This is a genomic window from Propionicimonas sp. (genome assembly GCF_049840635.1).
Classification (GTDB): domain Bacteria; phylum Actinomycetota; class Actinomycetes; order Propionibacteriales; family Propionibacteriaceae; genus Propionicimonas.
The window spans coordinates 1165363-1191021 of record NZ_JASGKL010000005.1 but is presented as its reverse complement, the minus strand read 5'-3'; the positions used below and the strand labels follow the sequence as shown (position 1 = coordinate 1191021).

Annotated in this window: 27 protein-coding genes; 19 read left to right on the top strand and 8 right to left on the bottom strand. The window is 72.0% G+C overall.

Features of this window, described 5'->3' with window-relative positions; translation table 11 throughout:
* Nucleotides 1–885 precede the first annotated feature (885 nt).
* The 11 genes from QM779_RS11270 (at nucleotide 886) to QM779_RS11220 (ending at nucleotide 11264) form a co-directional block, all read left to right on the top strand.
* Nucleotides 886–1263: a DUF1801 domain-containing protein gene (locus tag QM779_RS11270; protein ID WP_428535218.1), complete on the top strand. Its 378-nt coding sequence runs from the start codon at nucleotides 886–888 to the stop codon at nucleotides 1261–1263.
* A gap of 64 nt (nucleotides 1264–1327) precedes the next feature.
* On the top strand, nucleotides 1328–2164 hold the full coding sequence (locus tag QM779_RS11265) for a class I SAM-dependent methyltransferase (RefSeq protein ID WP_428535216.1): 837 nt from the start codon (nucleotides 1328–1330) through the stop codon (nucleotides 2162–2164).
* A gap of 110 nt (nucleotides 2165–2274) precedes the next feature.
* The gene (locus QM779_RS11260) at nucleotides 2275–2754 is read left to right on the top strand and encodes a DUF6790 family protein (RefSeq protein ID WP_428535214.1); all 480 of its coding nucleotides are present in this window, start codon (nucleotides 2275–2277) and stop codon (nucleotides 2752–2754) included.
* A gap of 142 nt (nucleotides 2755–2896) precedes the next feature.
* The gene (locus tag QM779_RS11255; RefSeq protein ID WP_428535212.1) at nucleotides 2897–3511 is read left to right on the top strand and encodes a TetR/AcrR family transcriptional regulator; all 615 of its coding nucleotides are present in this window, start codon (nucleotides 2897–2899) and stop codon (nucleotides 3509–3511) included.
* Complete coding sequence (locus tag QM779_RS11250; RefSeq protein ID WP_428535210.1) at nucleotides 3508–4761, top strand: HlyD family efflux transporter periplasmic adaptor subunit; 1254 nt, start codon at nucleotides 3508–3510, stop codon at nucleotides 4759–4761. Before QM779_RS11255 ends, QM779_RS11250 begins: the two co-directional genes overlap by 4 nt.
* Before the next feature lie 6 nt (nucleotides 4762–4767).
* The gene (locus tag QM779_RS11245; protein WP_428535208.1) at nucleotides 4768–5583 is read left to right on the top strand and encodes an HlyD family secretion protein; all 816 of its coding nucleotides are present in this window, start codon (nucleotides 4768–4770) and stop codon (nucleotides 5581–5583) included.
* A gap of 3 nt (nucleotides 5584–5586) precedes the next feature.
* Complete coding sequence (locus QM779_RS11240) at nucleotides 5587–6546, top strand: ABC transporter ATP-binding protein (protein WP_428535206.1); 960 nt, start codon at nucleotides 5587–5589, stop codon at nucleotides 6544–6546.
* Nucleotides 6543–7685, top strand: a complete 1143-nt coding sequence (locus QM779_RS11235) for an ABC transporter permease (protein ID WP_428535204.1) — start codon at nucleotides 6543–6545, stop codon at nucleotides 7683–7685. The genes QM779_RS11240 and QM779_RS11235 overlap by 4 nt, the downstream gene beginning before the upstream one ends.
* Nucleotides 7682–8800 carry an ABC transporter permease gene (locus QM779_RS11230; protein ID WP_428535202.1) on the top strand — a complete coding sequence of 373 codons (1119 nt, stop codon included), beginning with the start codon at nucleotides 7682–7684 and terminating at the stop codon, nucleotides 8798–8800. Before QM779_RS11235 ends, QM779_RS11230 begins: the two co-directional genes overlap by 4 nt.
* Nucleotides 8801–8810: 10 nt before the next feature.
* The gene (locus tag QM779_RS11225; RefSeq protein WP_428535200.1) at nucleotides 8811–9791 is read left to right on the top strand and encodes an ATP-binding cassette domain-containing protein; all 981 of its coding nucleotides are present in this window, start codon (nucleotides 8811–8813) and stop codon (nucleotides 9789–9791) included.
* Between the two features lie 831 nt (nucleotides 9792–10622).
* Nucleotides 10623–11264: an NTP transferase domain-containing protein gene (locus QM779_RS11220; RefSeq protein WP_428535198.1), complete on the top strand. Its 642-nt coding sequence runs from the start codon at nucleotides 10623–10625 to the stop codon at nucleotides 11262–11264.
* Between the two features lie 7 nt (nucleotides 11265–11271).
* Here the strand turns inward: QM779_RS11220 and cofD are convergent, their stop codons facing one another.
* Nucleotides 11272–12264: a 2-phospho-L-lactate transferase gene (gene cofD / locus QM779_RS11215; RefSeq protein ID WP_428535196.1), complete on the bottom strand. Its 993-nt coding sequence runs from the start codon at nucleotides 12262–12264 to the stop codon at nucleotides 11272–11274.
* Between the two features lie 55 nt (nucleotides 12265–12319).
* A complete protein-coding gene (locus QM779_RS11210) occupies nucleotides 12320–13195 on the bottom strand; it encodes an LLM class F420-dependent oxidoreductase (RefSeq protein ID WP_428535194.1) in 876 nt (291 codons plus the stop codon).
* Nucleotides 13196–13349: 154 nt separating this feature from the next.
* Here QM779_RS11210 and QM779_RS11205 point away from each other — a divergent pair, with 154 nt between their 5' ends.
* Complete coding sequence (locus QM779_RS11205) at nucleotides 13350–13769, top strand: nitroreductase/quinone reductase family protein (RefSeq protein WP_428535192.1); 420 nt, start codon at nucleotides 13350–13352, stop codon at nucleotides 13767–13769.
* On the opposite strand, the gene fgd is transcribed toward QM779_RS11205, so the two are convergent.
* Together fgd and cofE are read right to left on the bottom strand one after the other, a co-directional pair.
* Nucleotides 13756–14781: a glucose-6-phosphate dehydrogenase (coenzyme-F420) gene (fgd, locus tag QM779_RS11200; RefSeq protein WP_428535190.1), complete on the bottom strand. Its 1026-nt coding sequence runs from the start codon at nucleotides 14779–14781 to the stop codon at nucleotides 13756–13758. The genes QM779_RS11205 and fgd overlap by 14 nt on opposite strands.
* The gene (gene cofE / locus QM779_RS11195; RefSeq protein ID WP_428535188.1) at nucleotides 14778–15599 is read right to left on the bottom strand and encodes a coenzyme F420-0:L-glutamate ligase; all 822 of its coding nucleotides are present in this window, start codon (nucleotides 15597–15599) and stop codon (nucleotides 14778–14780) included. Before cofE ends, fgd begins: the two co-directional genes overlap by 4 nt.
* A 119-nt stretch (nucleotides 15600–15718) precedes the next feature.
* Between cofE and QM779_RS11190 the strand changes: the two genes are divergently transcribed.
* Nucleotides 15719–16933: a WS/DGAT domain-containing protein gene (locus QM779_RS11190; protein ID WP_428535186.1), complete on the top strand. Its 1215-nt coding sequence runs from the start codon at nucleotides 15719–15721 to the stop codon at nucleotides 16931–16933.
* Nucleotides 16934–16979: 46 nt separating this feature from the next.
* On the opposite strand, the gene QM779_RS11185 is transcribed toward QM779_RS11190, so the two are convergent.
* The 3 genes from QM779_RS11185 to QM779_RS11175 form a co-directional block, all read right to left on the bottom strand.
* Entirely contained in the window at nucleotides 16980–17612 is a 633-nt protein-coding gene (locus QM779_RS11185; RefSeq protein WP_428535184.1) for a LysE family translocator, read from the bottom strand.
* A gap of 77 nt (nucleotides 17613–17689) precedes the next feature.
* Complete coding sequence (locus QM779_RS11180; protein WP_428535182.1) at nucleotides 17690–18475, bottom strand: AraC family transcriptional regulator; 786 nt, start codon at nucleotides 18473–18475, stop codon at nucleotides 17690–17692.
* Nucleotides 18476–18536: 61 nt separating this feature from the next.
* Nucleotides 18537–19016: a nuclear transport factor 2 family protein gene (locus QM779_RS11175; protein ID WP_428535180.1), complete on the bottom strand. Its 480-nt coding sequence runs from the start codon at nucleotides 19014–19016 to the stop codon at nucleotides 18537–18539.
* 65 nt (nucleotides 19017–19081) lie between these two features.
* Between QM779_RS11175 and QM779_RS11170 the strand changes: the two genes are divergently transcribed.
* From QM779_RS11170 to QM779_RS11155, 4 genes are all read left to right on the top strand, one after another.
* Nucleotides 19082–20287, top strand: a complete 1206-nt coding sequence (locus tag QM779_RS11170; protein ID WP_428535178.1) for a cytochrome P450 — start codon at nucleotides 19082–19084, stop codon at nucleotides 20285–20287.
* Nucleotides 20284–20997 carry a class I SAM-dependent methyltransferase gene (locus tag QM779_RS11165; RefSeq protein ID WP_428535176.1) on the top strand — a complete coding sequence of 238 codons (714 nt, stop codon included), beginning with the start codon at nucleotides 20284–20286 and terminating at the stop codon, nucleotides 20995–20997. The genes QM779_RS11170 and QM779_RS11165 overlap by 4 nt, the downstream gene beginning before the upstream one ends.
* 69 nt (nucleotides 20998–21066) lie before the next feature.
* The gene (locus tag QM779_RS11160) at nucleotides 21067–21885 is read left to right on the top strand and encodes a CPBP family intramembrane glutamic endopeptidase (RefSeq protein ID WP_428535174.1); all 819 of its coding nucleotides are present in this window, start codon (nucleotides 21067–21069) and stop codon (nucleotides 21883–21885) included.
* Nucleotide 21886: 1 nt separating this feature from the next.
* Complete coding sequence (locus QM779_RS11155) at nucleotides 21887–22975, top strand: NAD(P)H-binding protein (RefSeq protein WP_428535172.1); 1089 nt, start codon at nucleotides 21887–21889, stop codon at nucleotides 22973–22975.
* Here QM779_RS11155 and QM779_RS11150 read toward each other — a convergent pair.
* The gene (locus QM779_RS11150) at nucleotides 22911–23762 is read right to left on the bottom strand and encodes a MerR family transcriptional regulator (protein WP_428535170.1); all 852 of its coding nucleotides are present in this window, start codon (nucleotides 23760–23762) and stop codon (nucleotides 22911–22913) included. The genes QM779_RS11155 and QM779_RS11150 overlap by 65 nt on opposite strands.
* A gap of 152 nt (nucleotides 23763–23914) precedes the next feature.
* Here QM779_RS11150 and idi point away from each other — a divergent pair, with 152 nt between their 5' ends.
* Nucleotides 23915–24475, top strand: a complete 561-nt coding sequence (gene idi, locus QM779_RS11145) for an isopentenyl-diphosphate Delta-isomerase (protein ID WP_428535168.1) — start codon at nucleotides 23915–23917, stop codon at nucleotides 24473–24475.
* Nucleotides 24472–25602, top strand: coding sequence for a polyprenyl synthetase family protein (locus QM779_RS11140; protein ID WP_428535166.1), 1131 nt, complete (start codon nucleotides 24472–24474; stop codon nucleotides 25600–25602). The genes idi and QM779_RS11140 overlap by 4 nt, the downstream gene beginning before the upstream one ends.
* The last annotated feature ends 57 nt before the right edge of the window (nucleotides 25603–25659 follow it).

The window sequence follows — 25659 nt, the reverse complement described above, 5'->3', positions numbered from 1 at the left end:
GGGACTTGCTGGCCTGAGCCGTGGGAGCTGAGCTGCGGCACGATCCGTGCGCGCCCGTGCGCCACTCCGCTGCTCTGGACCGTGCGTACCGCAGCATCACGTCATCCCGGGCTTGACCCGGGATCTCCGCACCAGCTCACCGACACCCAGCCGCCCGAGCGCCGAGAGCCACCCTTCGCGTCCACAGCCAGCGTCCAGACCGTGGCCCTCGACGCGAACGCTGGCCCTCGATCACGGACACGGGCCTCAACGACCGATGGGCTGCGCACGAGATCCCGGGTCAAGCCCGGGATGACAGGAACCGGAGCCGTGCGCGCCCGCGCGGCACTCGCTCCTCTGGATCGTGCGTACACGCAGCATCTGCCGTGGAAGTGAGTTGGTCCACCTTGTTTGGTGGACGAACTCACATCGTGCTCGTGCGGGGTTCGTCCACATGCCCCGCGCGCTGAGGCAGTTCGAGGTCCCCGTGGTCGAGCTGCTGGACCCGATGACGGCGGCCCCTTCGTGACGGCCGGCGGGTTCGTTCCTCACCCGTCGGCCCCCTCAGGGACCGTGGGTGAGGAACGATGGGGACGGTTCCGATCGTGCCGCCGGGTGGTGGCTCGACGCCAGCAGGTCGTCGGAGAACGACGTCAGCTGCCGGGGGCTCTCGCTTCGTTCCCTGAGCCCTCGTTCGTCGGTGAGAGGCCACGTGCCAGTTCCTGGTGGTTATGGCGCTGCCGGAGGCGGGCCCCATAACCACCATCAATTGGCACGAACCGCTCATTGGCCCTGTTGACCGTCGGCGTTGATCGGGCGGGGAGCGGCGGCCCGGTCGGTACGATCGGCCAGAGGTCGGTCGGGGACGCAGCTCGCGATCCGCAGCCGCAGCGGGAAGGGGTTGCAGTGGCACGCACCATCCAAGAGGTCGACGCCATCATCGCCCACGCCGATGACTGGCGGGGGACGACGCTGGCCCGGCTCCGGGAGATCGTGCTGGCCGCTGACCCTGGCCTTACCGAGGACGTGAAGTGGCGGAAGCCGTCCAGGCCCGAGGGCGTGCCGGTGTGGTCGTCCGGCGGCATCGTCTGCATCGGCGAGATGCTCAAGAACGCCGTGCGGCTGACCTTTCCGAAGGGTGCTCTGCTGGCTGATCCGAACTCGCTCTTCAACGCTCGGCTGAGCGGCAACACCGTCCGCGCGATCGACGTCCCCGAGGGTGGGGAGCTGCGTGAGGATGCCCTCACGGCGCTGGTTCTCGAGGCCATCAAGCGGAATGGCTGACCGGGAGCGGCTCTCGAGCACGACGCAGCGCGGCGGCTGTTGATGGACGACAGGAGATGACCGCATGAACTGGGGCGCGCACGGCGCGGCACTGTGCCGGCTCATCGAGCAGGGCGAGCCCCGCGCGCTGAGGCAGTTCGACGACCCGGTGGTCGAACGGCTGGTGGACCCGATGACGGCGACCGGCATGACGGTGGACTTCCTCCGGCAGTCCTTCCTGGACTCGTTGCCGCCGGGTACCTACGGCGGAATCGTCATGCGAGCCCGCTACATCGACGACGTCGTCACCGCCTGGGCGGACAGTGGGCAGACGCAGCTGGTGATCCTCGGTGCGGGCCTCGACACTCGCGCCCAGCGCCTGCCCGCCCTGTCCGGCACCACGGTGTTCGAGGTCGACCTGCCCCGGATCCAGCGCGACAAGCAACGTGCGCTCGCGGGCGTCCGTCCGCTGGCTGCCGACGTCCGCTACCTGCCGGTCGACCTCGGCCGCCAGACGCTGTCCGAACCCCTGCGAGCCGCCGGGTTCGACCCCGAGCGGCCGGCGTTGTTCGTCTGGGAGGGCGTCACGCAGTACCTCGACGAGCGCGCGGTCCGCTCCACGCTGGCCTTCGTCGGGGGGACGGTGGCGGGAAGCATGCTGGTGTTCACCTACATCGTCGCGTCCATGCTGAACAGTGCGAGCCCCTGGGCCATGTCCGCGGCGCGCGGCCGGGAGGACTGGATCTTCGGGCTCGACCCGGACCGCCTCACCGAGTTCCTCGGCGCGTTCCACCTCACCTTGATGGACCACGTCGGCGTGGCCGACTACGAGGAGCGCTACCTGGAGCCGGCCGGGCGGGAACTCGTGGTCAATCCGTGCGAACGGGTCGCGCTGGCCGGGGTCGGACCGCGCGCCTCCTGACCGCCACCGCATCGGGGACGCCGCGAATCGGTCGGGTTCCGGCCGCGGCGTCGACGGAGACACACGCCGCGTCCATCAGAGAGGGGCCCGCCGGGTTCAGACTGTCGCCCATGGGCTATTTCATCGGCGTTCTTCTGCAGACGGTCGTGCTGCCGATCGTGTTCGGCACCGTGGAACTGGTGATGGTGGGGGGAAACCCGATCGACGTCTACGGGCGGTGGTGGGTCTTCTGGGGAGTCGGGACCAGGCTCCTGGTCGCCGGCACCGTCCAGCTGGTCCGTCCGGAGACCACCGCCGAGATTCTCGGCTCGGGGGACTCCGCGCCCGCCGAGCATCAGGTCACCAGGGAGCTCGCCACGGCGAACATCGGGATGGGGCTGGCCGGCCTGCTCGCCCTGGCCCCCGCCTGGGCCGCGCCGGCCGGACTGGCCGGTGGGGTGTTCCTACTCGCGGCCGGGCTGATGCACATCGCCAAGAAGGGCAAGAACGCCCAGGAATCGCTGGCGACGTGGACTGACCTGCTGGTGGGCGTCGTCACCCTCGTCTTCGTCCTCCACTTTCTGGCCGGTGCCCTGCTCACTCCGCGCTGAGGGACGTCGTCCGCGCTGGCGCGGCACGTTAGGAACCGTCCCCATCGTGCCGCCGGGCGTGTCGGTGCGCTGGCGTCGCGCGTCCAGCGGTGCAAGCAAGTAACCACTTGCATTCAGTCGTGAGTCGGCCTACCGTGAGGGCATGAACTCCTCGATCGGGACGGACGCGGCGGACACCGAGTCGCTGTCGACATCGGACGCGATCCTCGACGCGACCCTCCAGGTGCTCGGCGAGCGCGGGCTCAAGGGCGCCACGACCCGGCTGATCGCCCAGCGCGCGGACGTCAACGAGGTCACCCTGTTCCGCAAGTTCGGGACGAAGAACAAGCTGATCCAGGCAGCCATCGAGCAGAAGTTCGCAACCGTGCAGCGGACGTTCGGCGGCTACACCGGTGACATCGAGGCCGACCTGACCCGGCTGACCCAGACCTACCTCGCCGCGCTGAAGGATGTCGGCCCGGTCGTGTGGGTGGTCTTCACCGAGCTCTCCTACAACCAGGAACTGGCCCGCTCGATCCATGGCCCCGAGCGGCTCTTCGCCACCGTGGCCGAGATGATGCAGCGGTACCAGAGTGAGGGCGTGCTGCGAGACGAGCCCCCGCAGACCATGGTGCCGGCGTTCATCGGACCGATCTTGATGCCGTTCGTGGTGAAGTCGGTCGCAGACTCTTTCGGCCTGACGCTGGAGATCGACGTCCAGGCACACGTGAGCGGGTTCCTGCACGGCAGGGTCGGGTCGTCGGGAGCGCCGCAGTGAACGGCAGGCGGCTCGCGGGCGCGCTGGCCGCGCTCGCCCTCCTGGCCGGGTGCACCGCGACCCCGGTCACCGGGTTCACCGTCACCGGCACCGTGGACGACGACACCGACGCCGTCACCGTCCCGATCCTCAGCGCCGCCGTGGTCGACCTGAACGTCGGCTTCGCGGACAGTGACGACACCACGACGGCCACCGATCCGGCCGCCATCCTCGGGCTCGGCTCTTCGCTGCGGCTGGCCTCGGTGACGGTCCGCGAGGGCGACACGGTCGCCGCGGGACAGGTCGTGGCGAGCCTCGACGACGGCACCCTCACGGCCCAGGTCAGCGTGGCGAAGGCCGACCAGAAGGCGGCCAAGGCGCAGGTCGACGTGCTCGAGGCCGCGATCAACACCACCTACGACAAGGCCGGCGACGTCAAGGACGCGCAGAAGAAGGTCGACGACGCGATCTCCAAGGCCAAGAAGACGCGGACGCAGCTCGCCAAGGCCCTGACCCAGCTGAAGAAGGCCCGCAAGGAACTCACGGCGAAGCTCGCCGCGGCAGAGCAGCTCCTCGCGAACTACCCGCCCACCCCGCCGCCCGGCACCCCCACCCCGGACGAGCTGAGGGCCGCCATCGCCCAGCTGAAGGCGGCGATCAGGACCGTCGACGCGAACATCGCCAAGATCAGGGAGGCGCAGCCCCAGCTCGACGCCGGGATCAAGAAGGCCAACCAGGCCTCCCGCAAGCTGGACGAGGCCGCCGAGGCGATCGTCGACGCGCGCGCCACCCTGAAGGACGCCAAGGTCCTCGCCGAGATCAGCGCGGACGCCGCCGGCATCCCGGTCGAACTGGCCCGCGTGCAGGTCGGCCTCGCCGAGCTCACCGCCCCGGTGTCGGGGGTGGTCGTCTCCGCCGCGCGAACCGGGGACGTGCTGGCGCCCGGGGCGAGCGTGGTGGAGATCCGTCCGGACGGGCCGAGCACGGTCACCGCCTGGCTGTCGCCGGCGCAGGCCGCGCAGGTGTGCCTCGGGGACGCGGCGACGATGAGGGGCGACTGGATGACGGCGGGGGCGGGCGTCGAGGCGTCCCTCACCCGGCTGGGCACCGCGTACACCTATCCGCCCACGGACGTGACCACAGACGAGATCCACCTGACCAGGGCGCTGGAGGTCCAGTTCAGCGCCACCACGGAACAACTGCCCGCCGGCGTCCCGGTGGACATCACCCTCACCGGCTGCCGGCCGGCGACCGACGAGACGAACGGATGAACGAACATGGCTGACACCCCGCGCAGGCGGCCGCCCAGGCCGGTGATCGCGATCGTGCTGCTGTTGCTGGTGGGCGGCGGGATCTGGTGGTGGTGGAGCTCGACCCACGCCGCCCAGACGGCCACGGCAGCCACCACCCTGACCGGGTCGCTGGAGGCCGACACCTACCAGGTCGCGCCGGCGATCTCGGGACGGGTGGCGAAGGTGCTGGTCGCCGAGGGGGACACGGTGGAGAAGGGCCAGACCCTCGTCACCCTCGACGATGCCGCGCTGAAGCTGCAGGTGCAGCAGGCCAAGGCCGGCGTCACCGCGGCGAAGGCCGCGCTGACCAACGTCAAGAACGACGACGACTCCACCGACGCCGACGTCACGGCGGCCAAGGCCAAGGTGACCCAGGCCGAGGCGGCCGTCGAGCTCGCCCGCACCCAGCGCGCCTACACCACGATCACGGCCCCGCACGCCGGCACGGTGACGTCGGTGACGGTCAACGTCGGCGAGAACGCGTCCGCTGCCCGAACGCTCCTGACCCTGACCGATCCGGGCAGCCTTTTCGCCCGCGTCTACGTGGTCGAGACCGAGATCGGGAACGTCAAGGTGGGCCAGGCCGCGACCGCGACCACCGACTCCAGCACCGACACCTTCTCCGGCAAGGTCACCTACATCGCGACGTCGGCCCAGTTCACGCCGAACACGATCCAGACCGAGGACCAGCGCGTGAAGCTCGTCTACGAGGTCCGGGTCACCCTCAGCGACCCCGGATCAAGCCCGGGGCAGGCTGGGACGCTCAAGCCCGGCATGCCGGTCGACGTCGTCCTGTCCTGAACCATGACCGCACAGCAACGGGCCGTCGCGGCGCCCGCCGTCCGGGCGTCCGGGCTGCGGCGCACCTTCGGGGCGGTGGTGGCCGTCGACGGCGTCGACCTGGAGGTGGAGGACGGCGGGGTCTTCGGGCTGCTCGGCCCGGACGGCGCCGGCAAGTCCACCCTGATCCGGATGCTCGCGACCACCCTCGTGCCGGACGCGGGCACGGCCGAGGTGTTCGGGCTGTCGGTGACCGACGACACCACCGCCGTGCGGCCGCGGATCGGCTACATGTCGCAGCGGTTCTCGATGTACCCCGACCTCTCGGTGGCAGAGAACATGGAGTTCTTCGCGACCGTCCGGGGGGTGCCGAAGGCCACCCGCCGCGAGCGCGCGCCCCGGCTGCTGGAGGCGATGGGGCTGGCCGAGTTCGCCGGCCGGCAGGCCCAGCACCTTTCCGGGGGGATGAAGCAGAAGCTGATGCTCGCCACCACCCTGATGCACGAGCCCGACCTGCTGCTGCTGGACGAGCCGACCACCGGCGTCGACCCGGTCTCGCGGCGCGAGTTCTGGCGCATCCTCGCCGGCCTGCACCGCGAGGGGAAGACCGTCCTGGTCGCCACGCCCTACATGGACGAGGCCGAGCGCTGCACGCACATCGCGTTCCTCGACTCCGGGCGGATCCGCCAGGCCGGCACCCCTGCCGAGATCAAGGCGCTGGTGCCCGGCACCCTGCTCGAGGTGCGCACCAGCGACTCCCGGACGGCGACGCAGGTCCTCGCCGGCGTCCCCGGCGTCCTGTCGGCCCATCCGCTGGGTGACGTCGTCCGAGTGCTCTGGGACGCCCCGGAGCAGCCGGCGCCCGCGCTCGCGTCCGCCCTGGACGCCGCCGGGATCCACGAGGCGGCGATCGAGGCGATCACCCCAGACATGGAGACCGTGTTCGCCTACCTCGCCGACACGCACCAGGGGGACGCGGCGTGAACGGGCTGACGCGGATCGGGGCCGTCACCGTCAAGGAGTTCCGCCACCTGGGCAGGGACCGGCGGATGCTGGCCGTGGTCGTGCTGCTGCCGATCATGATGCTGCTGCTGTTCTCGTACGCGCTGAGCTTCGACATCGAGAACGTCACCACCATCGTCATCGACCAGGACCGGACAGCGACCAGCCAGCAGTACGTGCAGCGCTACGAGCAGTCCGCGTTCTTCGACGTCGTCGCCCACGGCGATTCCACCAGCGACGTCGACGAGGCGTTTGCGAAGGGCACGGCCAAGGTCGCGGTGATCATCCCGGCCGGGTTCGAGCACACCATCCTCTCCGGCGGGCACGCCGAGCTCGCCGTGCTCGTGGACGGCACCGAGCCCAACTCCGCGAAGGTCGGCCGGTCGTACTCGGTCGCGATCAACCAGCTGTTCTCCACCGAGCTGACCAGGGAGTGGGCCGAGCAGCAGGGCATCGACACCTCCAGCCTGGGCAGTCTCGACCCGAGGATCCGCACCTGGTACAACCCCGACCGGCGCTCGTCCGACTTCCTGATCCCCGGCCTGATGGTGGTGATCCTCGCGATCGTCACCGTCCAGCAGACCGCCGTCACGCTCGTCCGCGAACGCACCCTGGGGACCGAGGAACAGCTCGAGGTCAGCCCGATGCGCAAGATCGAGCTGATGATCGGCAAGGTCATCCCGTGGACGATCCTCGCGTTCATCGACGTGGTCGTGATCGTGGCCATCGGGGTGCTCGGGCTGGGGGTACCGCTGCGGGGGAGCGTCGTCGCGCTCGCGGTGGGGGCGACGCTGTTCATCCTCTCCAGCCTGGGCATGGGGCTCGCCGTCTCCGCGGTCGCGCCGACCGAGGACACGGCGAACATCGCGGCCCTGATGATCGCGCTGCTGCCGTCCTTCCTGCTGTCCGGCTTCGTCTTCCCCCTGGAACAGATGCCCGAGGTCGTCCAGTGGATCTCCTACGTCTTCCCCGCCCGGTACATGGTCTCGCTGTCGCGCGGGGTGTTCCTGAAGGGCGCCGGGTTCGCCGAGCTGTGGCCCGAGCTGGCCGCCCTGACCGTGATCACCGTGATCCTGATCGCGCTGTCCACCCTGATGTACGCACGGAAGGCACGCCGATGATCCGCCGCATCCGACTGCTGATCTGGAAGGAGTTCCTCCAGCTGCGGCAGGACCCGTTCCTCGCGGGCATCCTGGTGATCGCGCCGGTCGTCCAGCTGCTCGTGTTCGGGTACGTGGTCGCTGTCGACATCTCGCACCTCAACACGGCGATCGTCGACCTCGACCACACGACCATCTCGCGCTCGATCGACTCGGCGTTCTCCAGCTCGGAGTACTTCACCGTAGTTCAGCGACCGGGCAGCGAGGCGGAGATCCGCCAGCTGATGGACCAGGGCAGGATCCAGGTCGCCCTGGTCATTCCCGAGGGCACCCAGGACGCGCTGACCACCGGCCAGACCGCCCCGATCGGCGTCGTGGTGGACGGCTCGGACTCGCAGGTGTCGACGGTCGCGGTCGCGTACGCGTCCCAGATCATCGCGGGGATCAACAGCGCGCGGATGGTCGAGGCGGGCGCGTCGGTCGGCGGGCCGGGGGTGGACGCCCAGGTGCGCGTCCTCTACAACCCGACGCTCGACTCGATCAACACGATGGTCCCCGGCCTGATCGCGGTGATCTCGATGATCTCGCTGATGATCGTGATGAGCCAGGCGGTGGTGAAGGAGCGTGAGTCCGGGACGCTGGAGCAGATGTTCGTCACCCCGATCCGGGCGGGCGAGTACATCGTCGGCAAGATCACGCCCTACGTGCTGCTCGCGATCGTCCAGATCGCCGTGGTCGCCAGCGTCGGCATCGGGTGGTTCCACGTCCCGTTCCACGGCAACGTGTGGGTGATCGCCACCGGGATGCTGCTGTTCATGATGACCAGCATCGGGCTGGGCCTGCTGATCTCGCTGATGGCCAACACCAGACAACAGGCGCAACAGGTGATCGTGTTCCTGATGCTGCCGTTCATGATCCTGTCCGGGTTCATCTTCCCGGTCGAGGCCATGCCGGGGTGGCTGCAGGCGGTCAGCTCGTTCATCCCGATGACTTACATCCTGGAGGTGCTGCGCGGGTCGTTCGTGAAGGGGAGCGGCTTCGCCGACCTCGCTCGGCCCCTGATCATCCTGGCCGTCTACGGGGTGGCCCTCTTCAGCATCGCGGTCGCGGCCACCCGCCGCCGGATCACGGCGTAGGACGGTGCCGATGAGCGACATCGAGCAGACACCGTCCGCCGAGGAGGTGGCCATCTCCGTCCGCGGTCTGGCCAAGACGTTCGGCAGCTTCACCGCCGTCGACCACATCGATCTGGTCGTGCCGCGCGGCCAGATCTTCGGCTTCCTCGGGCCGAACGGCTCCGGCAAGACGACCACGATCCGGATGCTCACCGGGACGATGCGGCCGGCGGCGGGCAGCGTCCGGACCCTCGGGGAGGACGTCGTCAGGCACCCGCACCGCGTCCAGCCCCGGATCGGGTACATGAGCCAGAAGTTCGCGCTGTTCGAGGACCTCACGGTCGAGCAGAACCTGCGCTTCTACGCGGGCATCTACGACCTGCCCGCGGAGAGGTTCGCCGAGCAGCGCGAGTACGTGCTGCGGATGGCCGACCTGGTCGGGCGCGAGGACGAACTCACCCGCAACCTGTCCGTGGGGTGGCGGCAGCGGCTGGCGCTGGGGGCGGCGACCATCCACGACCCGGAGCTGCTGTTCCTCGACGAGCCGACGTCCGGCGTGGACCCGGTCGCGCGACGCCAGTTCTGGGACCTGCTGTACGAGCTCGCCGGCCGCGGCGTCACCCTGTTCGTGACCACGCACTACATGGACGAAGCGGCGTACTGCAACCGGCTGGCGTTCATCTACCGCGGCCGGATCATCGCCGACGGCAGCCCCGCGGACCTGCGTGCCCGGCACAGCCAGCCGATCTTCGACATCACGCTGGAGCGGGCCGACGACGCCCTCGACTGGCTGGAGCACGCCGACGGCATCGACGACGCGTACCTGTCCGGCGCCAGCCTGCACGCCGTCCTGCCGCAGGGCGCTCCGACCACCGCGGACGAGTTGCGCGCCCGGCTTGCTGCGTCCGGGTTCTCCGACGCCCGGGTCGTCGAGGTCGAACCGTCCATCGAGGACGTCTTCGTCAACCTGGTCACCGAGCAGGAGCGCACCGGAGCCACCAGCCGGGGGTAGCGGGCGTCCCCGTGGTGGGGCGGGGGCGTGTCATCCCGGCGGAGGCCGGGATCTCGGTGTGGGTGGTGGCGGTGGTGTCGTGGAGATCCCGGGTCAGGCCCGGGATGACGGGGAACGGTGGGGCGTCCGCTGCTGTCCGCGTCAAGGTGGACGGTTCCAGCCCAGCCTGACTTGTCATCCCGGCGGAGGCCGGGATTCCGGTGTGGGTGGTGGCGGGGGTGTCGTGGAGATCCCGGGTCAAGCCCGGGATGACGGGGGACGGAGGGGCGTCCTCGCAGCTGCCTACATCAAGGTGGACGCTTCTGTGCTGAACTCGCGCTTTTCCGTCCACTTTGTCGTGGGCGGGGGCTGCGGCGGCGTCAAGGTGGACGGTTCTGCGGTGTAGTCGCGACGATGCGTCCATCTTGTGGTGGACGGTGCGGTCGGCCGTGTCTGTCATCCCGGCGGAGGCCGGGATCTCGGTGTGGGTGGTGGCGGGGGTGTCGTGGAGATCCCGGGTCAAGCCCGGGATGACGGGGACGGTGGGGCGTCCGCTGCTGTCCGCGTCAAGGTGGACGGTTCTGTGGTGAACTCTCGACGATGCGTCCACCTTGTGGTGGGCGGGGGTGGCTGCCGCCCCAAGGTGGACGGTTCTGTGGTGTAGTCGCGGCTTTCCGTCCACTTTGTGGTGGACGGTGCCGCCGGCACTGTCATCCCGGCGGAGGCCGGGATCTCGGTGTGGGTGGTGGCGGGGTGTCGTGGAGATCCCGGGTCAAGCCCGGGATGACAGGGACGGAGGCGCGTCCGGACGGTGCGACGGCGTGTGCGACCTCGAGGGCCGAAGATGGTGGCGTGGGGTGGACGGTGGTGGTGCCGGTGCGGGGCGGCGGACGCGGGAAGTCGCGGCTGCCTGCTTCCGTGGGCGGGGTCGGGCGGCGGCGCTGGGTGCTGGCGTTCGCTGCGGACACGATCGCGGCGGTGCGGCGCTCACCCGCCGTCGAGCGGGTGGTCGTGGCACTGTCCGAGCCGTTCCCCGAGCTCACCGGGCTGGTGGGGGCGGACGAGGACGCCGCGCCCGTCTCGTTCCACCTCGACGCCGAGCCGCGCGGCCTGAACGCCTCGATCCTCGCCGCCATCGCCGGGCTCGACCACAGCCTGTTCGCGGTGCTCCCTGCCGACCTGCCCTGCCTCGCCGCCTCCGACGTCACGGACCTGCTCCGCGCTGCCGACTCAGCGGGCCGCGTGGTCGTCGCGGACGCCGAGGGCCGAGGGAGCGTCGCTCTCGCCTCGGGGTCCGGCCCGCTCGCGCCGAGGTTCGGGGACGGGTCGTTCGCCGCACACGTGGCCGAGGGCTACCACCCCACCGAGGGGACGGAGCGACTGCGGCGCGACGTCGACACCCTGGCGGACCTGCTCGACGCGGTCGCCCTCGGCGTCGGCGACGCCACGTCCGCGCTGGCCCGCGAAGCCGGGCTGCTGCCCGAACCGTCCTGATCCCGGTTCAGCGGAGCAGATCGACGCCGACCTCGACCGCACGGCCGGCCAGTGCCTCGGTGGTGGCCGGGTCGCGCATCCACAGCGGGACGGCCTCGGCGACCAGCCCCAGGCCGCGGAGCTCGTCGAGCTGGCCGGCGTCCGACTCGTCGACCAGCCAGGCGTCCAGCACCTCGTGCGTCCGCCGGTACCAGCCGGCGACCCCGGCCGCCGACACCGGGACGCCCAGCGCGTGCAGGCACTCGCCCGCCATCCCGCGCACCGGCCCGTCCCCGATGATCGGCGACACCCCCACCACGGGTGCGGACGCCGAGCGGATCGCGTCTGCGATCCCTGGTACGCCGAGGATCGTGCCGATGGACACCACGGGGTTCGACGGCGGGAACAGGATCAGGTCGGCGGTGCCGATCGCGTCCAGCACCCCGGGGGCCGGGAACGCGTGCTCGACACCCTTCTGGACGAACCGCCGCGCGCGAAGGCCGGCCCGGTACTTGACCCACCAGCTCTCGAAGTCGATCAGCACCTCCCCGTCCGGGGTGGGCTCGGCGAGCTCGATCCAGGTCTCGACCTCCTGATCGCTCATCGCCAGCACGGCGGCCGCCACGCCCCACCTCGCGGCGAGCACGCGAGCCACCTCGCTCAGCGGCCGACCGTCCCGCAGCATCGCGGTCCGGACGATGTGCGTGGCCAGGTCACGGTCACCGAGGGTGAACCACTCCCCGCCCGCCCCGTACGCGGACAACTCCTCCGCCACCACGTAGTGCTCGTCGCGCCGGCCCCAGCCGCGCTCCTCGTCGATCCCGCCGCCGAGGGTGTAGACGAGCGTGTCGAGGTCCGGACAGATCCGCAGCCCGTGCAGCCACAGGTCGTCCCCGGTGTTCACCACCACGGTGACCGCGGCGTCCGCCCCGGTCAGGTGGGCGAGCAGGCCGCGGATGAACCGGGCTCCGCCCACGCCGCCGGACAGGACGACGATGCGCCGCGGCGGATCGCCGCTCACGCTGTCACCCGCGCGTCCTCGTCGGCCGCAGCCGCCACCCGGCCGGACGTCGACCTCACGCGGGCCCGAGCTGGGCGAGCCGGGGGGCCACCTTCTCGGCGAACTCGGCCACGAAGGACGCGGGCTCGCCGCGCGGCATCACGGTCACCAGCTCGATGCCGAGGGCCGCGTACCGCTCCATCTCGGCGACGAACGCGTCGGTGGCACCGAGCGGATCGCCCCCGGGCATCAGGGTCTTCTGGATGGTGTCGTAGTCGCGTCCCACGTCGTCGCAGTGGCGCCGGAGCACGTCCAGCTTGGCCGCGACCCCGTCCACGCCGATCGAGAACAGGTTGCAGGCGTCGCCGTACTGGGCGACCAGCCGCAGCGTCTTCCGTTCGCCCGCGCCGCCGATCAGGACCGGCGGATGGGGCCTGGAGATGACCTGCGGGAGGTTGATCGTCTCGGCGAGCTGGTAGTGCCGACCCTCGTAGGGGCCGTCGTCGTCGCTCCACATCTGGAGCACGATCTGCAGCGTCTCCTCCAGCCGCTCGAAGCGCTCCTTCAGGCTGGGGAACCGGACGCCGAGCCCGAGGTGCTCGCGCTCGTACCAGGCCGCGCCGATCCCGAAGATCGCCCTGCCCCCGGAGAGGATGTCCAGCGTGGTGACGATCTTCGCGAGCAGCCCCGGGTGGCGGTAGGTGACCCCGGTGACCAGCAGGCCCAGCGGGATCCGTTCGGTCTGCGCGGCGAGGAACCCGAGCGTCGTGTAGCCCTCGAGCATCGGTTCGGCGGCCCCGCCCATGCTGTCCAGCTGGAAGTAGTGGTCCATCAGGGTGAACTGCGCGGCCCCGCCCTGCTCGGCGTTCCTCGCCGCTGTCGCGATCGTCGCGGGCAGCGCGGCGGCGTCCGACGGCGTGGAGAAGTTGGGGTAGTGGATGCCGAACTGCATGATCGTCCTCCCTGGGCTGAGTACCCGGCCACGGTAGCCCCGGAGGGCACCTCGCGGGAGGTCCTGGCAGTGCCCGGTGGGGCAAGGGTTACCCACTGGACGGGTCCGCGACGGCTTGTAGCATCGGGGCACCCCGTCACCCTGTGGAGGATCCGTGGACGCCAGCCCGTACGCCCGCTTCAACGACGCCATCATCGAGGAGTTCCGGACGAACAACGGGACGGTGAAGCAGTTCGGCAGGGGCCTGGTGCTGATGCACCACCTCGGCGCGAAGAGCGGGACGGAACGCATCACCCCGGTGATGGGCATCCGGGAGGCGCCGGACGCGTGGCTGGTCGCGGCGTCGAAGGCCGGCGCGCCCGACAACCCGGCGTGGTACCACAACCTGCTCGCCCACCCCGACATCGAGATCGAGACCCCCGACGACGGCACCGTCGCCGTGCACGCCGAAGCGCTCGCGGGCGAGGAGCGCGACCAGGCGTGGGCGCGGTTCACCGCGATCAGCGAGGGCTTCCGGTCCTACGAGCAGAAGACGACCCGCGTCATCCCCGTGGTCAGGCTCACCCGGCGCTGAGCGCGCGCAGCCGCGGCGCCAGGTCGCGCGCGAAGAGGTCGAGGAAGCGGCGCTGGTCGGCGCCGGGCGCGTGGAAGACCAGGTGGGTGAAGCCCAGCGCCACGTAGTCGCCGATCGCGGCCGTGACCTCGTCCGGGTCGGAGCCGACGATCCACCGGGACGCGATCTGCCCGATCGGCAGGGCGTCCGCGGCGGCCTCCATCGCGACCGGGTCGGTGATGTCGTGCTTCTGCTCCGCGCTCAGCGCCAGCGGCGCCCAGAACCGGGTGTTCTCCCGCGCGGTGTCGTCGTCCTCGGCGTAGGACAGCTTGATCTCGATCATCCGGTCGAGGTCGGTGAACTGCCGGCCGGCGGCCGTGGCGCCCTCCGCGACCGCGGGGACGAGCTTGTCGGCGTACAGGTCGCGGCCCTTGCCGGACGTCACGATCACGCCGTCGCCGACGCGTCCGGCGTACTTCGCCACCACGGGCCCGCCCGCCGCGACGTAGATCGGGACGGGGGTGTCGGGCCGGTCGTAGATGGACGCGTCGTGGGTGGAGTAGTACTCGCCGGTGAAGCTGACCCGCTCCTGGGTCCACAGCGCCCGGATCAGCCGGACGGCCTCGCGGAGCCGGGCGAACCGCTCCCTGAACTCCGGCCAGGCCTGGTCACCGGCGCCCGCGAACCCGGTGGCGATCTCGTTCAGCGCCTCCCCGGTGCCGACGCCGAGCCAGATCCGTCCCGGGTACAGGCTGCCGAGGGTGGCGAACGCCTGCGCGATCACGGCCGGGTTGTAACGGAACGTGGGGGTGAGCACGCTGGTGCCGATCCGGATCGTCCGCGTCCGCTCACCGACCGCGGCGGCCCAGGCCAGCGAGAAGGGGGCGTGCCCGCCGTCGTGGCGCCACGGCTGGAAGTGGTCGCTGGTCGCGACCGACTCGAACCCGTGCTCCTCGGCGGCGACCGCCAGCTCGACCAGTTCGCGCGGCCCGAACTGCTCCGCGGACGCCTTGTACCCCAGCGTGAGTGTCATTCCCCTGCCTCCTCTGCGGTCCGCGCCCCGGCCTCCTGCGCGTCCCGGTACCCACGTTCGTAGCCGAGCCGTTCGGCTTCGGCCGAGCCGAGCCGGAACAGGTCGGCCGCGGCGGTCCGGATGATCCGGGACGCGCCCGGCAGGTCGAGGTCGCCGACCACGTCCGGCAGACCGCGGACGACCGCCACCGGCAGCCCGCGCGTCTTGCCCTTCACGAGGTCGGCGGCGGCGGCCAGCTCGTCGGCCAGGCACGGCCGGGTCACGTGCAGGGGCCGGCCCGCGGAGTCGACTTCGCCGCGAAGGTCGTCGAACACCCGGACGCCGGCCGCACCGATCGCGATGTCGGTCTGGCCGTCGCGCCAGGCGCGTCCGAGGGTGTCGCTGACGACCACCCCGACCCGGGCGCCCGTCCGCTCCCGGAGAGTGCCCGCGAGTTCGCGTGCCGAGCGGTCGGGGTCCTCCGGCAGCAGCAGCACCGTTCCCGGTGCCGTGTTGGACGCGTCCACGCCCGCCGCGGCGCCGACCACCCCGAGCCGGTTCTCGACGATGCGGGTGACCCGCCCGTCCCTGCCGGTCCGGCTGGCCACGACGCGCACGGTCTCGGCATCGATCGCCGCCTCGCGGTCGGTGGCGCGAATCGCCCTGCCCTCGGCCTTCGACACGATCTTGGACGTCACCACGAGGACGTCGCCGTCGGCCAGGGGGCGTCCGGAGGCCCCGATGGCGGTCAGGAGGAGCTCGGCCAGGTCGTCACCGGCCCTGACCTCGGGGATCCCCGGCAGCGCCCAGACGCTCAGGCCCAGGGGGTTGCCGGTCATGTCCGCCTCGCCTCCTGGCTGGTCCACGCGGGTGGGTGTGAGTTCGTGCACCGTGTTCGGTGGACGATCTCACAGTGGAGCGGTTCTGTCAGTCCGGGTCGCTGCGCGAGAATCGGAGGGTGGAGCGGTTCTCCTTCGGCGATGCGGCGGAGCTCGCCGGTGACGTCGGCCCCGACCAGCGGCTGATCGGCGTCCTCGCCGAGCTGGACGGGCCGGTCGACGCAGGGGCACTGCGGGCGGCCGTGGCCGCGTCCCTCCCGGCTCTCCCGGTGTTGCAGCGTCGGTTCGTGCGGCACGGCCGGGCCGCGTGGGCGGCCACCTGGGAGTCGGTGTCGGTCCGGCTCGCCCACCACGTCTTGACTGAGCAGGTGGACGACCCGGTGCGCGCCACCGAGAGGATCCTCGTCCGTGGGCTGCCCGAGGACGTCCCGATGTGGCGGCTGGTCCTGCTCGAGTCCCCCCACGCGCACCACCTGCTGTTCGTCGCCCACCACGCCCTGCTCGACGGGGGGTCGGCGATGGCCGTCGTCGGTGCCCTGGTCGGGATCCCGTCCGCAGCCGTGCCAGCCGCGCGGCGCCGGAACCCTCTGCTGGCGCCGCTCGGCCTGGCCGCGGGCATGGCGCCCGGCGTCTCCGCGACGTCCCTGCTGGTGCCGATCACGTCCGGTTTCCGGATCGCGTCGACGGACGTCCCGCTCACGCCCCTCCTCCAGGCGACGCGGGCTGCCGGCGCCACCGTCAACGACGCCGTGCTGCTCGCCGTCGGTGAGGCCCTGCGGGCGGTCGGCGCCGGACGGGACGAGCGACTGCGCCGCGTCCGCGTGAGCGTCCCGGTCGCAGGTCAGCCGCAGGCAGGCAACGACCTCGGGCGCAACCTGGTCGGTGCGTTCGTCGCGTCCGTCCCCCTGCGTCGGCCCGGCGAGGGCGACCGTGCCCTGCTGGCCCGGATCGCGGCCCGCACGCGGTGGCGCAAGCTGCTGGCACGCGGCTACTCGGGCACCCCTGCGCTGTCGCTCCTCCTCGCCGTCCTGGGCTGCCTGGGCTGGTACCGTCCGCTGTTCTCCCGCCAGCGGGCCATCACGAGCCTCGTCACCAACCTGCGGGGACCGGCGGAACCGGTCGACCTCGAAGGGGCCAGGGTCCGGTCGCTCACCCCGGTCAGCCCTGCGCTCGGCAACGTCACCGTGGTCTTCGCCGCACTGAGCTACGCGGGGACGCTGCGGGTCACCGCCCGCCTGGACCGTACGGCGTGGCCGGAGGAGGAGCTCATCACCGCGACAGTCGCCGCCTGCCTGCGCCGGATCTCGACCGGGAGTCTGAGCGCCGGGCCTTGAACGGGGGCCGGCCGGGGCGGTCGGGTGTGTGATGGTGGGGTCCGGATCACCCGACTGACCATACGGATGACAGCCGCGGCACGAGTTCGAGGAGCATGCCGAGACCGAACAGGACCAGGAAACCGCCCGCGACCCTGGTCAGCGCCGGCAGGACGCGGCCCAGCCGCGCAAGCGCACGACCCGACCCCAGCGCGACGGCCACGGACACGTCCCAGACGAGCACGACCGTGAACATCCACACGCCGTAGCCGGCCAGGACCAGCGGCGGCGCCGCCGACACCGCCGCAGCCAGGCTGAGGTAGAACAGGGCGTTCTTCGGGTTGAGCAGGCCGGACGTGACGCCCAGCGCGAAGTTCCTCGGCCACGAGAGGGTGGTTCCGCCCGGCGCGGCGTCGATGGTGAGCCCGCCTCTCGTCCGCAGGAACGCGGTGCCGACGAGGACGAGGAAGAAGCCCCCGACCAGCTGGACCACGGTCAGGACCACGGGGTTCGACACCAGCGAGAGGCCGGTGAACGCGGCCGTGATGAACACGCCGTTCGCCACCGCGATCCCGACGCACGCGCCGGTGGCGCTGCGCCAGCCGTGCGCCAGCGAGGTGCGGGCGATCAGGACGAAGTCCACCCCCGGCACCAGCAACGCCAGGAAGTGCGCGGCGGCGACCGCGACGAACTGTTCCATCACTCCCACCCGTCGAACGACCAGACCCGGTCAGCATCGGGCGGGGGGACCGCAGGGGTCTTGAACGTTCTTGCAGGTCAGCTCCGGTAGGCGCCGGGCGAGGCGGCGACGTGGGCGCGGAAGACCCTGTGGAAGTGGCTCTGGTCCGCGAACCCGAGTGCCTGGGCGGTCTCTGCGATCGGGTGGCCCTCGCGGAGCAGGTGCCGGGCCCGGATGATCCGGGCGTTCTGGCGCCATGCCAGTGGGGACAGACCGGTGCTCCTCCGCACGGCACGGACGAGCTGGTAGGTGGTCATGCCGACCAGCCCGGCCAGCTCGTCCAAGGCCGGGTTCGTCTCGTCGTCGCGCAGCCTGTCCAGCACCGGCCGGAGCCGCGCATCGAGTTCCGGGTCCGCGTCGGGAACAACCACTCGGGTGGGCCGGGCGTGCGCGAGTTCGGCGAGCAGTGCGGCGAAGCCCTCCTCGAGGATCTCGGGGGACGCATCGGCGAACAGCAGGTCGTTCAGGGTGCCGACCCCGTCCGGCAGCCCCGGTCGGCGCAGCACCGAGACCCGGTCGAACAGGTCCTCCGCGTCCGGTGGCGCGAGCGCGGCCGCCCAGTCCTGGTCCGAGTGGATCATCTGGTAGAGCCAACGGCCTTGCTCAGGGTTGCAGGAGTGCACGTGCCCGGCGGGGATGACGATCACATCCCCGGCGACCAGCCGGACGACGCCCTCCAGGCCGCCGGCGAACACCGAGGCGCCCTCGTTCACGACGCCGATCGAGAACGTGTCGTGGAAGTGCGGCCGGTAGCACGGCTTCTCCTGGCACGATCGTCGCGCCTCCAGGTGCGGCAGGGCGGAACTCCGGCAGAACTCCGTCATCCGATCCCTCGCTCCGTCCCGCCCGTAGGTCCGGGCCCGTCGAAGGCTATCTCCTGAGCGGTCAGCCTCCCGCGCTCTGGCGGACGACCTCGATCGCCTCGGCGACGGCGTTCAGGTTGCCCTCCTCCCAGCGGTTCGTGGTCAGGATGGACGCGATCCGCCAGCCGTCGGGCGTCCGGACCATCCCGTTGTGGTAGCGCGCCCGGAGCAGGTACCAGGTGCCGGCGGACGACGCCGCCAGTTCGTGCTGCGCGTACATGTCGGAGTCGCACGTGGCCCGGTCCGGGTCCTCAGGATCGACGGTGACCACGTGGTTGGAGCTGACGTGCTGCGTGCGCCGGAAGCCCGGCAGCGCCCCCGCCACGACCGCCACGAACTCGTCCCGGGTGAGCTCGCCGTCGTCCCTGCGCACGGTCGGAGCGAAGCAGGTCGCGAACCCGTCCCAGTCCCTCGCGTCGACGGTCACGCAGTACCGGACGACGACGTCGATGATCGCCTGACGGTCCTCCAGCCGCCGCACCCGCCGCTCCAGGTCGTCCATGGTCCTCTTCTCACCACTCGTCGCAGGTCAGAACGCTAACGCCTGCCGGTGGCTATCGTGTCGCCATGGTGGACGCTCCCGACCTCCGCAGGGCGGTCAAGCCCGGGGAGCGTGACGAGCCCGCCGTCGAGCGCGAGGGCCAGGTCTGGCGGATCCGCGCGCTGGAGCCCGCGCGGCAGGTGCTCCGAGCCCGGGACCGCACCACCCAGGCCGGCTTCACCGCGGAGTGGATCCCGAAGGGGTGGCTCGCCCACCATCCGATCCTGATCTCCGACGGCCCGCTGCACGACGAGCAGCGCAGCAAGGTCGCCCGGTTCTTCGCCCCCGCCGTCGTCGGTGAGCGGTATCAGGCCGCGATGGGGGAGTGCGCCGACCGGCTCCTGAGCGCGGCCTCTGCCGAGGGCTCGCTGCTGCTGGACGAGCTCGCCCTGCACTACTCGGTGGAGGTCACGGCCGGGGTAGTCGGGCTGACCGCGTCGCCCGTCCCCGCGATGGCGCGCCGGCTGGTCTCCTTCTTCAACCAGCCGCCCCTGGACATCACCCGTCCCGACCTCGGCCGCACCCGCCGGCAGTGGGCGCTCGCCGCGAAGAACGGGCTGGCCCCGATCGTCCGCTTCTTCCTCTCCGACGTCCGGCCGGCGATCCGCGAGCGGCGGCGGCGTCCCCGCGGCGACGTGATCAGCCACCTGATCGCGGAGGGCTACACCGACGCCGACATCCTGCTGGAGTGCATCACCTACGGGACCGCGGGCATGGTCACCACCAGGGAGTTCATCTCGATGGCCTGCTGGCACCTGCTCCAGAACACCGGGCTGCGCGAGCGGTACCTCGTGGCCGGGGCGGACGAGCGGCTGGCGATCCTGAACGAGGTGATCCGGCTGGAGCCGGTCGTCGGCCACCTCTACCGGCGCGCGCAGGGCAGCGTCGAGGTCACCCATGCCGGCCGGACCTGGACGATCGACCCCGGCGACCTGATCGACGTGGGCGTGCGGCAGGCCAACGCCGATCCCGCAGCGTTCGGCGACGACCGGCTCGGACTGTGCCCCGGTCGGGCCCTGCCGCAGGGCACGAATGCCGCGGGGCTCAGCTTCGGGGACGGGGCGCACCGCTGCCCCGGCCAGCCGCTGGCGATCCTCGAGGCCGACGTGCTGCTCACCCGGCTGCTCGCCCTGCACCCGCGGATCGCGAGCGAGCCCAGCATCGGTTGGGACGACCTGATCGAGGGGTACCGCCTGCGCGGCTTCCGGCTCGATCTCGGGAGGGACGGATGAGGACCACGCCGGGACTGGACGATGCGTTCGACCGCGCCGCCGGACGCTACGACCTGCTGACCCGGCTCAACCCCGGCTACCACCGGCACCTGCGCGCGGCCGCGCACGCGCTGGCCGAACGGATCGGCGGCGGCCCCGGCCGGCTGGTGCTCGACCTCGGCTGCGGTTCCGGCGCCTCCACCGCGGCGCTGGTCGGGGCCATCGACGACGCCCGCGTGGTCGCGGTGGACGCCTCGTCCGGCATGCTCGAGCAGGCCGCGGCCAAGTCGTGGCCCGCTGGTGTCGAGTTCGTCCACGCCACCGCGGAGGCCCTGCCGGAGCTCGGCCTTCCGCCCGCGGCGGGGGCGTTCGCCGCGTACCTGATCCGCAACATCCCCGAGGACGGGCGCGACGACGTGCTCCGGATCATTCGCGACCGGCTCGCCCCCGGTGGCTGGCTGGTCGTCCAGGAGTACTCCGTGGCCGGGAGGCCGTCCGCCGTGCGGGTCTGGACGCTCGTCTGCCGGTTCGTGGTCGTCCCGCTGGCCCGTCTCGTGCACGGCTCGCCGCGGCTCTACGACTACCTCTGGCGCAGCGTCCTCGACTTCGACAGCACCGCCGAACTCGCCGACCGGCTGGTGGGGGCCGGCTACACCGACGTCGCGCACAGGGACGCGACCGGCTGGCAGCGCGGCATCCTGCACACCTGGGTGGCGCGCCGGCCCGGGTGAGGGTCCCCTGGCTGGGGGTACCGACCGTCCCGGCGGGGTAACGCTGGGTGAACAGGCGGCGGGAGGCGGATGGACGACGCACGTGAGCCCGGCACCGCCGGGGACCGCGCGAACGCGGGGGGCGAACCCCCACGCCCCGCGGTCGACGCACCACCGGCAGCCCGGCCGAGCCCGTTCGCCGAACTCGGCCGGTTCGTCCGCGCCGCGCTCCTGGAGCCGGTCGCTCCATCCCCCGCCGACCCGCCGGACGTCGTCCGCCGTCGCCGGGTCGTCGTGGTCGCCACCCTCGTCGCCGGCGCCGCGTGCCTGGCCTGGGCCCTGCGGCTGGCGCCCGGCGACCCGACGTTTCCCGCGGCCACCCTCGTCCTCGCTGCGCTCTGGGCCGGAGGCGCGCTCGTCTCGGGTCCGTTGCACCTCGGCAGGGCCCACACGCGCAGCGGCGGAAGCGAGGGCCGCGGCATCGTGCAGTCGCTGGCCCTGGGTGCGCTGCTGCTGGGCGTCTTCCTGCTCGGTGCCGTCCTCGTGGCCCGGGTCCCGCTGCTCAGGGACCCCGTCCAGGCGCTGCTCGACCACGCCCGGTACGGCCCGCTGGCACTGATCGCTGTGGTGACCGCCGTCAACGGTCTCGCCGAGGAGCTCTTCTTCCGGGGGGCACTGTTCGCCGCCCTCGCCCCAGGCCGCGCCGTGGTCGGGGCGGCGCTGGCCTCCGCCCTCGCCACCGTGGCGAGTGGCGTTCCGCTCCTCGTCCTCGCCGCCCTCGTGCTGGGCCTGGTCACCGGAGCACAGCGTCGGGTCACCGGCGGGGTACTGGGGCCGATGGTGACCCACGTCACCTGGAGCCTCGGGATGCTGTTCCTGCTCCCGATCGCACTGACCGCAGGGAGCTGACATGACTGCACGGCCGTACGCCCTCGTCACCGGCGCGACCGGCTACATCGGGGGGCTGCTCGTCCCCGCGCTGCTGGATCGCGGCTGGCGCGTCCGCGTCCTGTGCAGGGACGCCACGCGGGTGGCCTCGCGGGACTGGGCGGACCGGGTCGACGTCGTCGAGGGCGACGCGGCGGAGCCGTCCGCCCTCGATCGGGCGCTGGCGGGGGTGGACGTGGCCTACTACCTCCTGCACTCGATGGGGGGTGGGCGCGACTTCGTCGTCCGCGACCGTGCCCTCGCCGAGGGATTCGCAGCCGCCGCGGTCCGCGCCGGCGTGGGCAGGATCGTCTACCTCTCCGGGCTGCACCCCGACGGTCCGCTGTCGCCGCACCTGGGCTCCAGGGTCGAGGTGGGACGGGTGCTGCTCGGCTCGGGGGTCCCGACCGCCGTCCTCCAGGCGGGCGTGGTCCTCGGCGCCGGCTCGGCCAGCTTCGACATGCTCCGCTACCTGACCGAGCGGCTGCCGGTGATGGTCGGCCCGAAATGGCTGCGCAACCGGATCCAGCCGATCGCGGTCGACGACGTCCTGTACTACCTCCGCGCGGCTGCACAGCTGGCGCCGGGGCTCAGCCGCAGCTTCGACATCGGCGGGCCGGACGTGCTGACCTACGCCGACATGATCCGCGGCTACGCGCGGGTCACCGGCCTGGGCCGTCGGCTGGTGGTGTCCGTTCCGGTGCTGACCCCCCGTCTTGCCAGCCTCTGGGTGGGACTCGTCACCCCGGTCCGGGCCGAGATCGCCCGGCCGCTCGTGGGCAGCCTGGTCCACGAAGCCGTGGCCGGCGAGGACGACCTGGTCACGCTCGTGGGACCGCCACCCGGCGGGCGGACCCCTTTCGAGCAGGCGATCCGCCGGGCCACCGGAGGGACGACCGGAGGCGCGAGCCGGCGGACCGCTCGCGAGCTGGCCCTCGGCGCAGCGGTGCTGGCCCTGGTGGCCGGCGTCGCCGCGGTCGCGGCGCGGTCCAGGACCGTCCGCGGCCTCAGCCGGGCTGCGGGGCGGCCGCGGGGGTGTTGCCGTCCACGAGGAGTCGCGCGGCGGCGGTGATCGAGTGGCCGAGCGGGCGGAACGGTGTCGGCGCGAGGTGCTGGTGGCGTCCGCCCACCCACAGCTCGAAGGCGGGCAGGCCGCGGAACTCGTCCGCCACGGCACGCAACCGCGCGGCGTCCCTGCGCCGGTGGACGGAGCTGACGGCCGCTCTGGCACCGACAGCCACCGCCGCCTCCCGCCACGCCTCGGCCGGCACCTGCGCGCCGAGGTACACGGTCACCGCGCCCGCACGACGGGCGGCCGTGGCGAAGGCGAGCAGGCTGAGCTGGTGGTCGACCCCGGGCGGTGCGCCGACCAGCAGCGTGGGCCCGGACGCGGGCTGGGCGGTGGCGTCGTACGCCGCAGCGAGGCGTCGCATGACGAGGTTGCTGACCAGGTGCTCGCCCGCGACCGACACCGTCCCTGACGCCCACGCGTGCCCCATCTCGACCATCGCGGGCATCAGCCAGTCGTCGACCACCGCCTCGAACGGGCCGTGCGCGAAGAGGTCGTCGATGACGCGACCCGCCGCCTCGCTGTCCATGGCCGACGCGGCGGCCACGAGGTCCTGCGCTGTGGCCGCGCCGTTCTCCCGCCGGGCCGCCTCCAGAGCAGCCTTCCGGGGCGCCCAGCCCTCCTCGACCAGGCCGTGCATCGTGCGGATCCGGTCGAGCGCCTGCTCGTCGTAGTCCCGGTAACCCGCGGCCGACCGGCCCGGGGACACCAAGCCGTAGCGGCGTTCCCAGGCCCGCAGGGTGTGCTCCGGGACGCCGGTCAGCTCCGCGGCCCTCTTGATCGTGACCATGACGGTCAGAGGGTATCGAGCAGAGGGTGGCCATCTGTACGAATCTACGCAGTTTGTCTAACCTTTTCACCGTAGCTCTGGTTGTAAGGAACGCCGAACGCCATCATTCTGTCAAAGGTTTGGGGGAGGTCCCCCGGGGGCAGGAGTAGGGCATGGGAGCATCGATGGGGACGGACGTCCGGGATCGCGTCGTCCTGCTCGACGACCACGACCGACCGGTCGGCCACGCCGACCGCAACGATGTGCACGGTCCGCACACGCCCCGGCACCTCGCGTTCTCCTGCTACCTGTTCGATGCCGGCGGCAGGGTGCTGCTGACGAGGCGCGCGCTCGGAAAGGCCACGTGGCCGGGCGTCTGGACGAACTCGTGTTGCGGGCACCCCCGTCCCGGTGAGGGCGGCGAGACGGCCGTCCGGCGGCGCGTGGCCGAGGAGTTGGGCGTGGCCGTCGAGGACCTGGAACTGGTGCTTCCCGACTTCGGCTACCGCGCGGTGGACGCGTCCGGCATCGTCGAGAACGAGGCCTGCCCGGTCTGGGTGGGCCGGCTGTCCGGCATCCTCGCGCCAGACCCGGCCGAGGTCGCAGAGACGTCCTGGGTGGCCTGGCCGGACGTGGTAGCGGTCGCGCGGAACGTCCCTGCGCTGCTCAGCCCGTGGGCGGCGCTCCAGGTGCCGCTGCTCGACGACCTCCGTGTCGCGGGGGGTGCGGCATGAGCGTCCTCCGGTCCCCGGCTGCGCTGCCCTTCGGCCATGAGCCGGACCCCGACCGCGACGGCGCGACCGTCGAGGCCGTGGAGGCGGCGATCGACCACACCCTCGGCTCTCTGCGCGAGCGCTGGGCACACCTCGCCGCCGCCGTCGTGCCGCGGGTGGGCGTGCTGCACACGGACTCGGTGCTGGAACTCCTCGAGGCGACCGTGCACTCGGGAGGAAAGCGGTTCCGTCCGCGGATGGCGCACTGGGGCTGGGTGGCCGCCGGCGGCCACCGCAGCGGCACCGGTCACAACGAACTCGTCACGGTCGGCGCAGCCCTGGAGTTGCTGCACGTCTTCGCGCTGATCCACGACGACGTGATGGACGCCTCGCCGACCCGCCGGGGGCAGCCGTCCGTGCACGCCAGCGCCCGCGCCCAGCACGAGGCGCTCGGTGGGCACGGCGACCCGCAGCGGTACGGGGAGAACATCGCGATCCTGGCCGGCGACCTCGCCCACAGCGAGGCGGACCTGCTGGTGGCCACCCTTCCGCCGCGACTGCAGGGGCTGTGGCGGACGCTGAGCATCGAGTTGATGGTGGGGCAGGGCCGTGACCTGGTCGGGGCGGCCAACGGACGCAGGGACCTCGCGCACGCCCGGGAGGTGGCGAGGGCCAAGTCCGGTGCGTACACGGTCTGGCGGCCGCTCCAGCTCGGCGCGACCGCTGGCGGGGCCGGTCCGCGGACGCTGGCCGCGCTCGAGCGCTACGGCACCGGCGTCGGCGAGGCGTTCGCGCTGCGCGACGACATCCTCGGGGTCGTCGGGGACCCGAGGGCGACCGGCAAGCCCGTCGGTGAGGACATCGTGGCCGGCAAGCCGACCGTCCTGATGGCGCTCGCCACCGAACGGTTCTCCCCGCGCTGGCGACGGGCGCTGGAGCGCGCGGGACGGTCCGCACGGCCCTCGTCAGCGCTCGTCGCAGGGCTGGCAGCCGAGTTCGTGCGGTCCGGGGTGATCGCCGACGCCGAGCAGATGATCGAGGACGCGGTCCACTCGGCGATGGCCGCCCTCGAGGACCCCGCGATCGACCCGGACGCGGCGGGCGGCCTGGCGGCCCTGGCGCGGCGCGTCGCCTGGCGGGACGCATGAAGCACCCCGCGGAGTTGTTCCCCTCCCCTCCGCACCCCCGAACAACTCCGCGGGATC

Excerpts from the sequence above, each read along its gene's own strand:
- QM779_RS11265 (WP_428535216.1), top strand. The coding sequence starts at position 1,328 with ATGAACTGGGGCGCGCACGGCGCGGCACTGTGCCGGCTCATCGAGCAG.
- QM779_RS11260 (WP_428535214.1), top strand. The coding sequence starts at position 2,275 with ATGGGCTATTTCATCGGCGTTCTTCTGCAGACGGTCGTGCTGCCGATC.
- QM779_RS11255 (WP_428535212.1), top strand. The coding sequence starts at position 2,897 with ATGAACTCCTCGATCGGGACGGACGCGGCGGACACCGAGTCGCTGTCG.
- QM779_RS11245 (WP_428535208.1), top strand. The coding sequence starts at position 4,768 with ATGGCTGACACCCCGCGCAGGCGGCCGCCCAGGCCGGTGATCGCGATC.
- QM779_RS11240 (WP_428535206.1), top strand. The coding sequence starts at position 5,587 with ATGACCGCACAGCAACGGGCCGTCGCGGCGCCCGCCGTCCGGGCGTCC.
- QM779_RS11230 (WP_428535202.1), top strand. The coding sequence starts at position 7,682 with ATGATCCGCCGCATCCGACTGCTGATCTGGAAGGAGTTCCTCCAGCTG.
- QM779_RS11225 (WP_428535200.1), top strand. The coding sequence starts at position 8,811 with ATGAGCGACATCGAGCAGACACCGTCCGCCGAGGAGGTGGCCATCTCC.
- QM779_RS11210 (WP_428535194.1), bottom strand. The coding sequence starts at position 13,195 with ATGCAGTTCGGCATCCACTACCCCAACTTCTCCACGCCGTCGGACGCC.
- fgd (WP_428535190.1), bottom strand. The coding sequence starts at position 14,781 with ATGACACTCACGCTGGGGTACAAGGCGTCCGCGGAGCAGTTCGGGCCG.
- cofE (WP_428535188.1), bottom strand. The coding sequence starts at position 15,599 with ATGACCGGCAACCCCCTGGGCCTGAGCGTCTGGGCGCTGCCGGGGATC.
- QM779_RS11185 (WP_428535184.1), bottom strand. The coding sequence starts at position 17,612 with ATGGAACAGTTCGTCGCGGTCGCCGCCGCGCACTTCCTGGCGTTGCTG.
- QM779_RS11180 (WP_428535182.1), bottom strand. The coding sequence starts at position 18,475 with ATGACGGAGTTCTGCCGGAGTTCCGCCCTGCCGCACCTGGAGGCGCGA.
- QM779_RS11175 (WP_428535180.1), bottom strand. The coding sequence starts at position 19,016 with ATGGACGACCTGGAGCGGCGGGTGCGGCGGCTGGAGGACCGTCAGGCG.
- QM779_RS11170 (WP_428535178.1), top strand. The coding sequence starts at position 19,082 with ATGGTGGACGCTCCCGACCTCCGCAGGGCGGTCAAGCCCGGGGAGCGT.
- QM779_RS11165 (WP_428535176.1), top strand. The coding sequence starts at position 20,284 with ATGAGGACCACGCCGGGACTGGACGATGCGTTCGACCGCGCCGCCGGA.
- QM779_RS11160 (WP_428535174.1), top strand. The coding sequence starts at position 21,067 with ATGGACGACGCACGTGAGCCCGGCACCGCCGGGGACCGCGCGAACGCG.
- QM779_RS11155 (WP_428535172.1), top strand. The coding sequence starts at position 21,887 with ATGACTGCACGGCCGTACGCCCTCGTCACCGGCGCGACCGGCTACATC.
- QM779_RS11150 (WP_428535170.1), bottom strand. The coding sequence starts at position 23,762 with ATGGTCACGATCAAGAGGGCCGCGGAGCTGACCGGCGTCCCGGAGCAC.
- idi (WP_428535168.1), top strand. The coding sequence starts at position 23,915 with ATGGGAGCATCGATGGGGACGGACGTCCGGGATCGCGTCGTCCTGCTC.
- QM779_RS11140 (WP_428535166.1), top strand. The coding sequence starts at position 24,472 with ATGAGCGTCCTCCGGTCCCCGGCTGCGCTGCCCTTCGGCCATGAGCCG.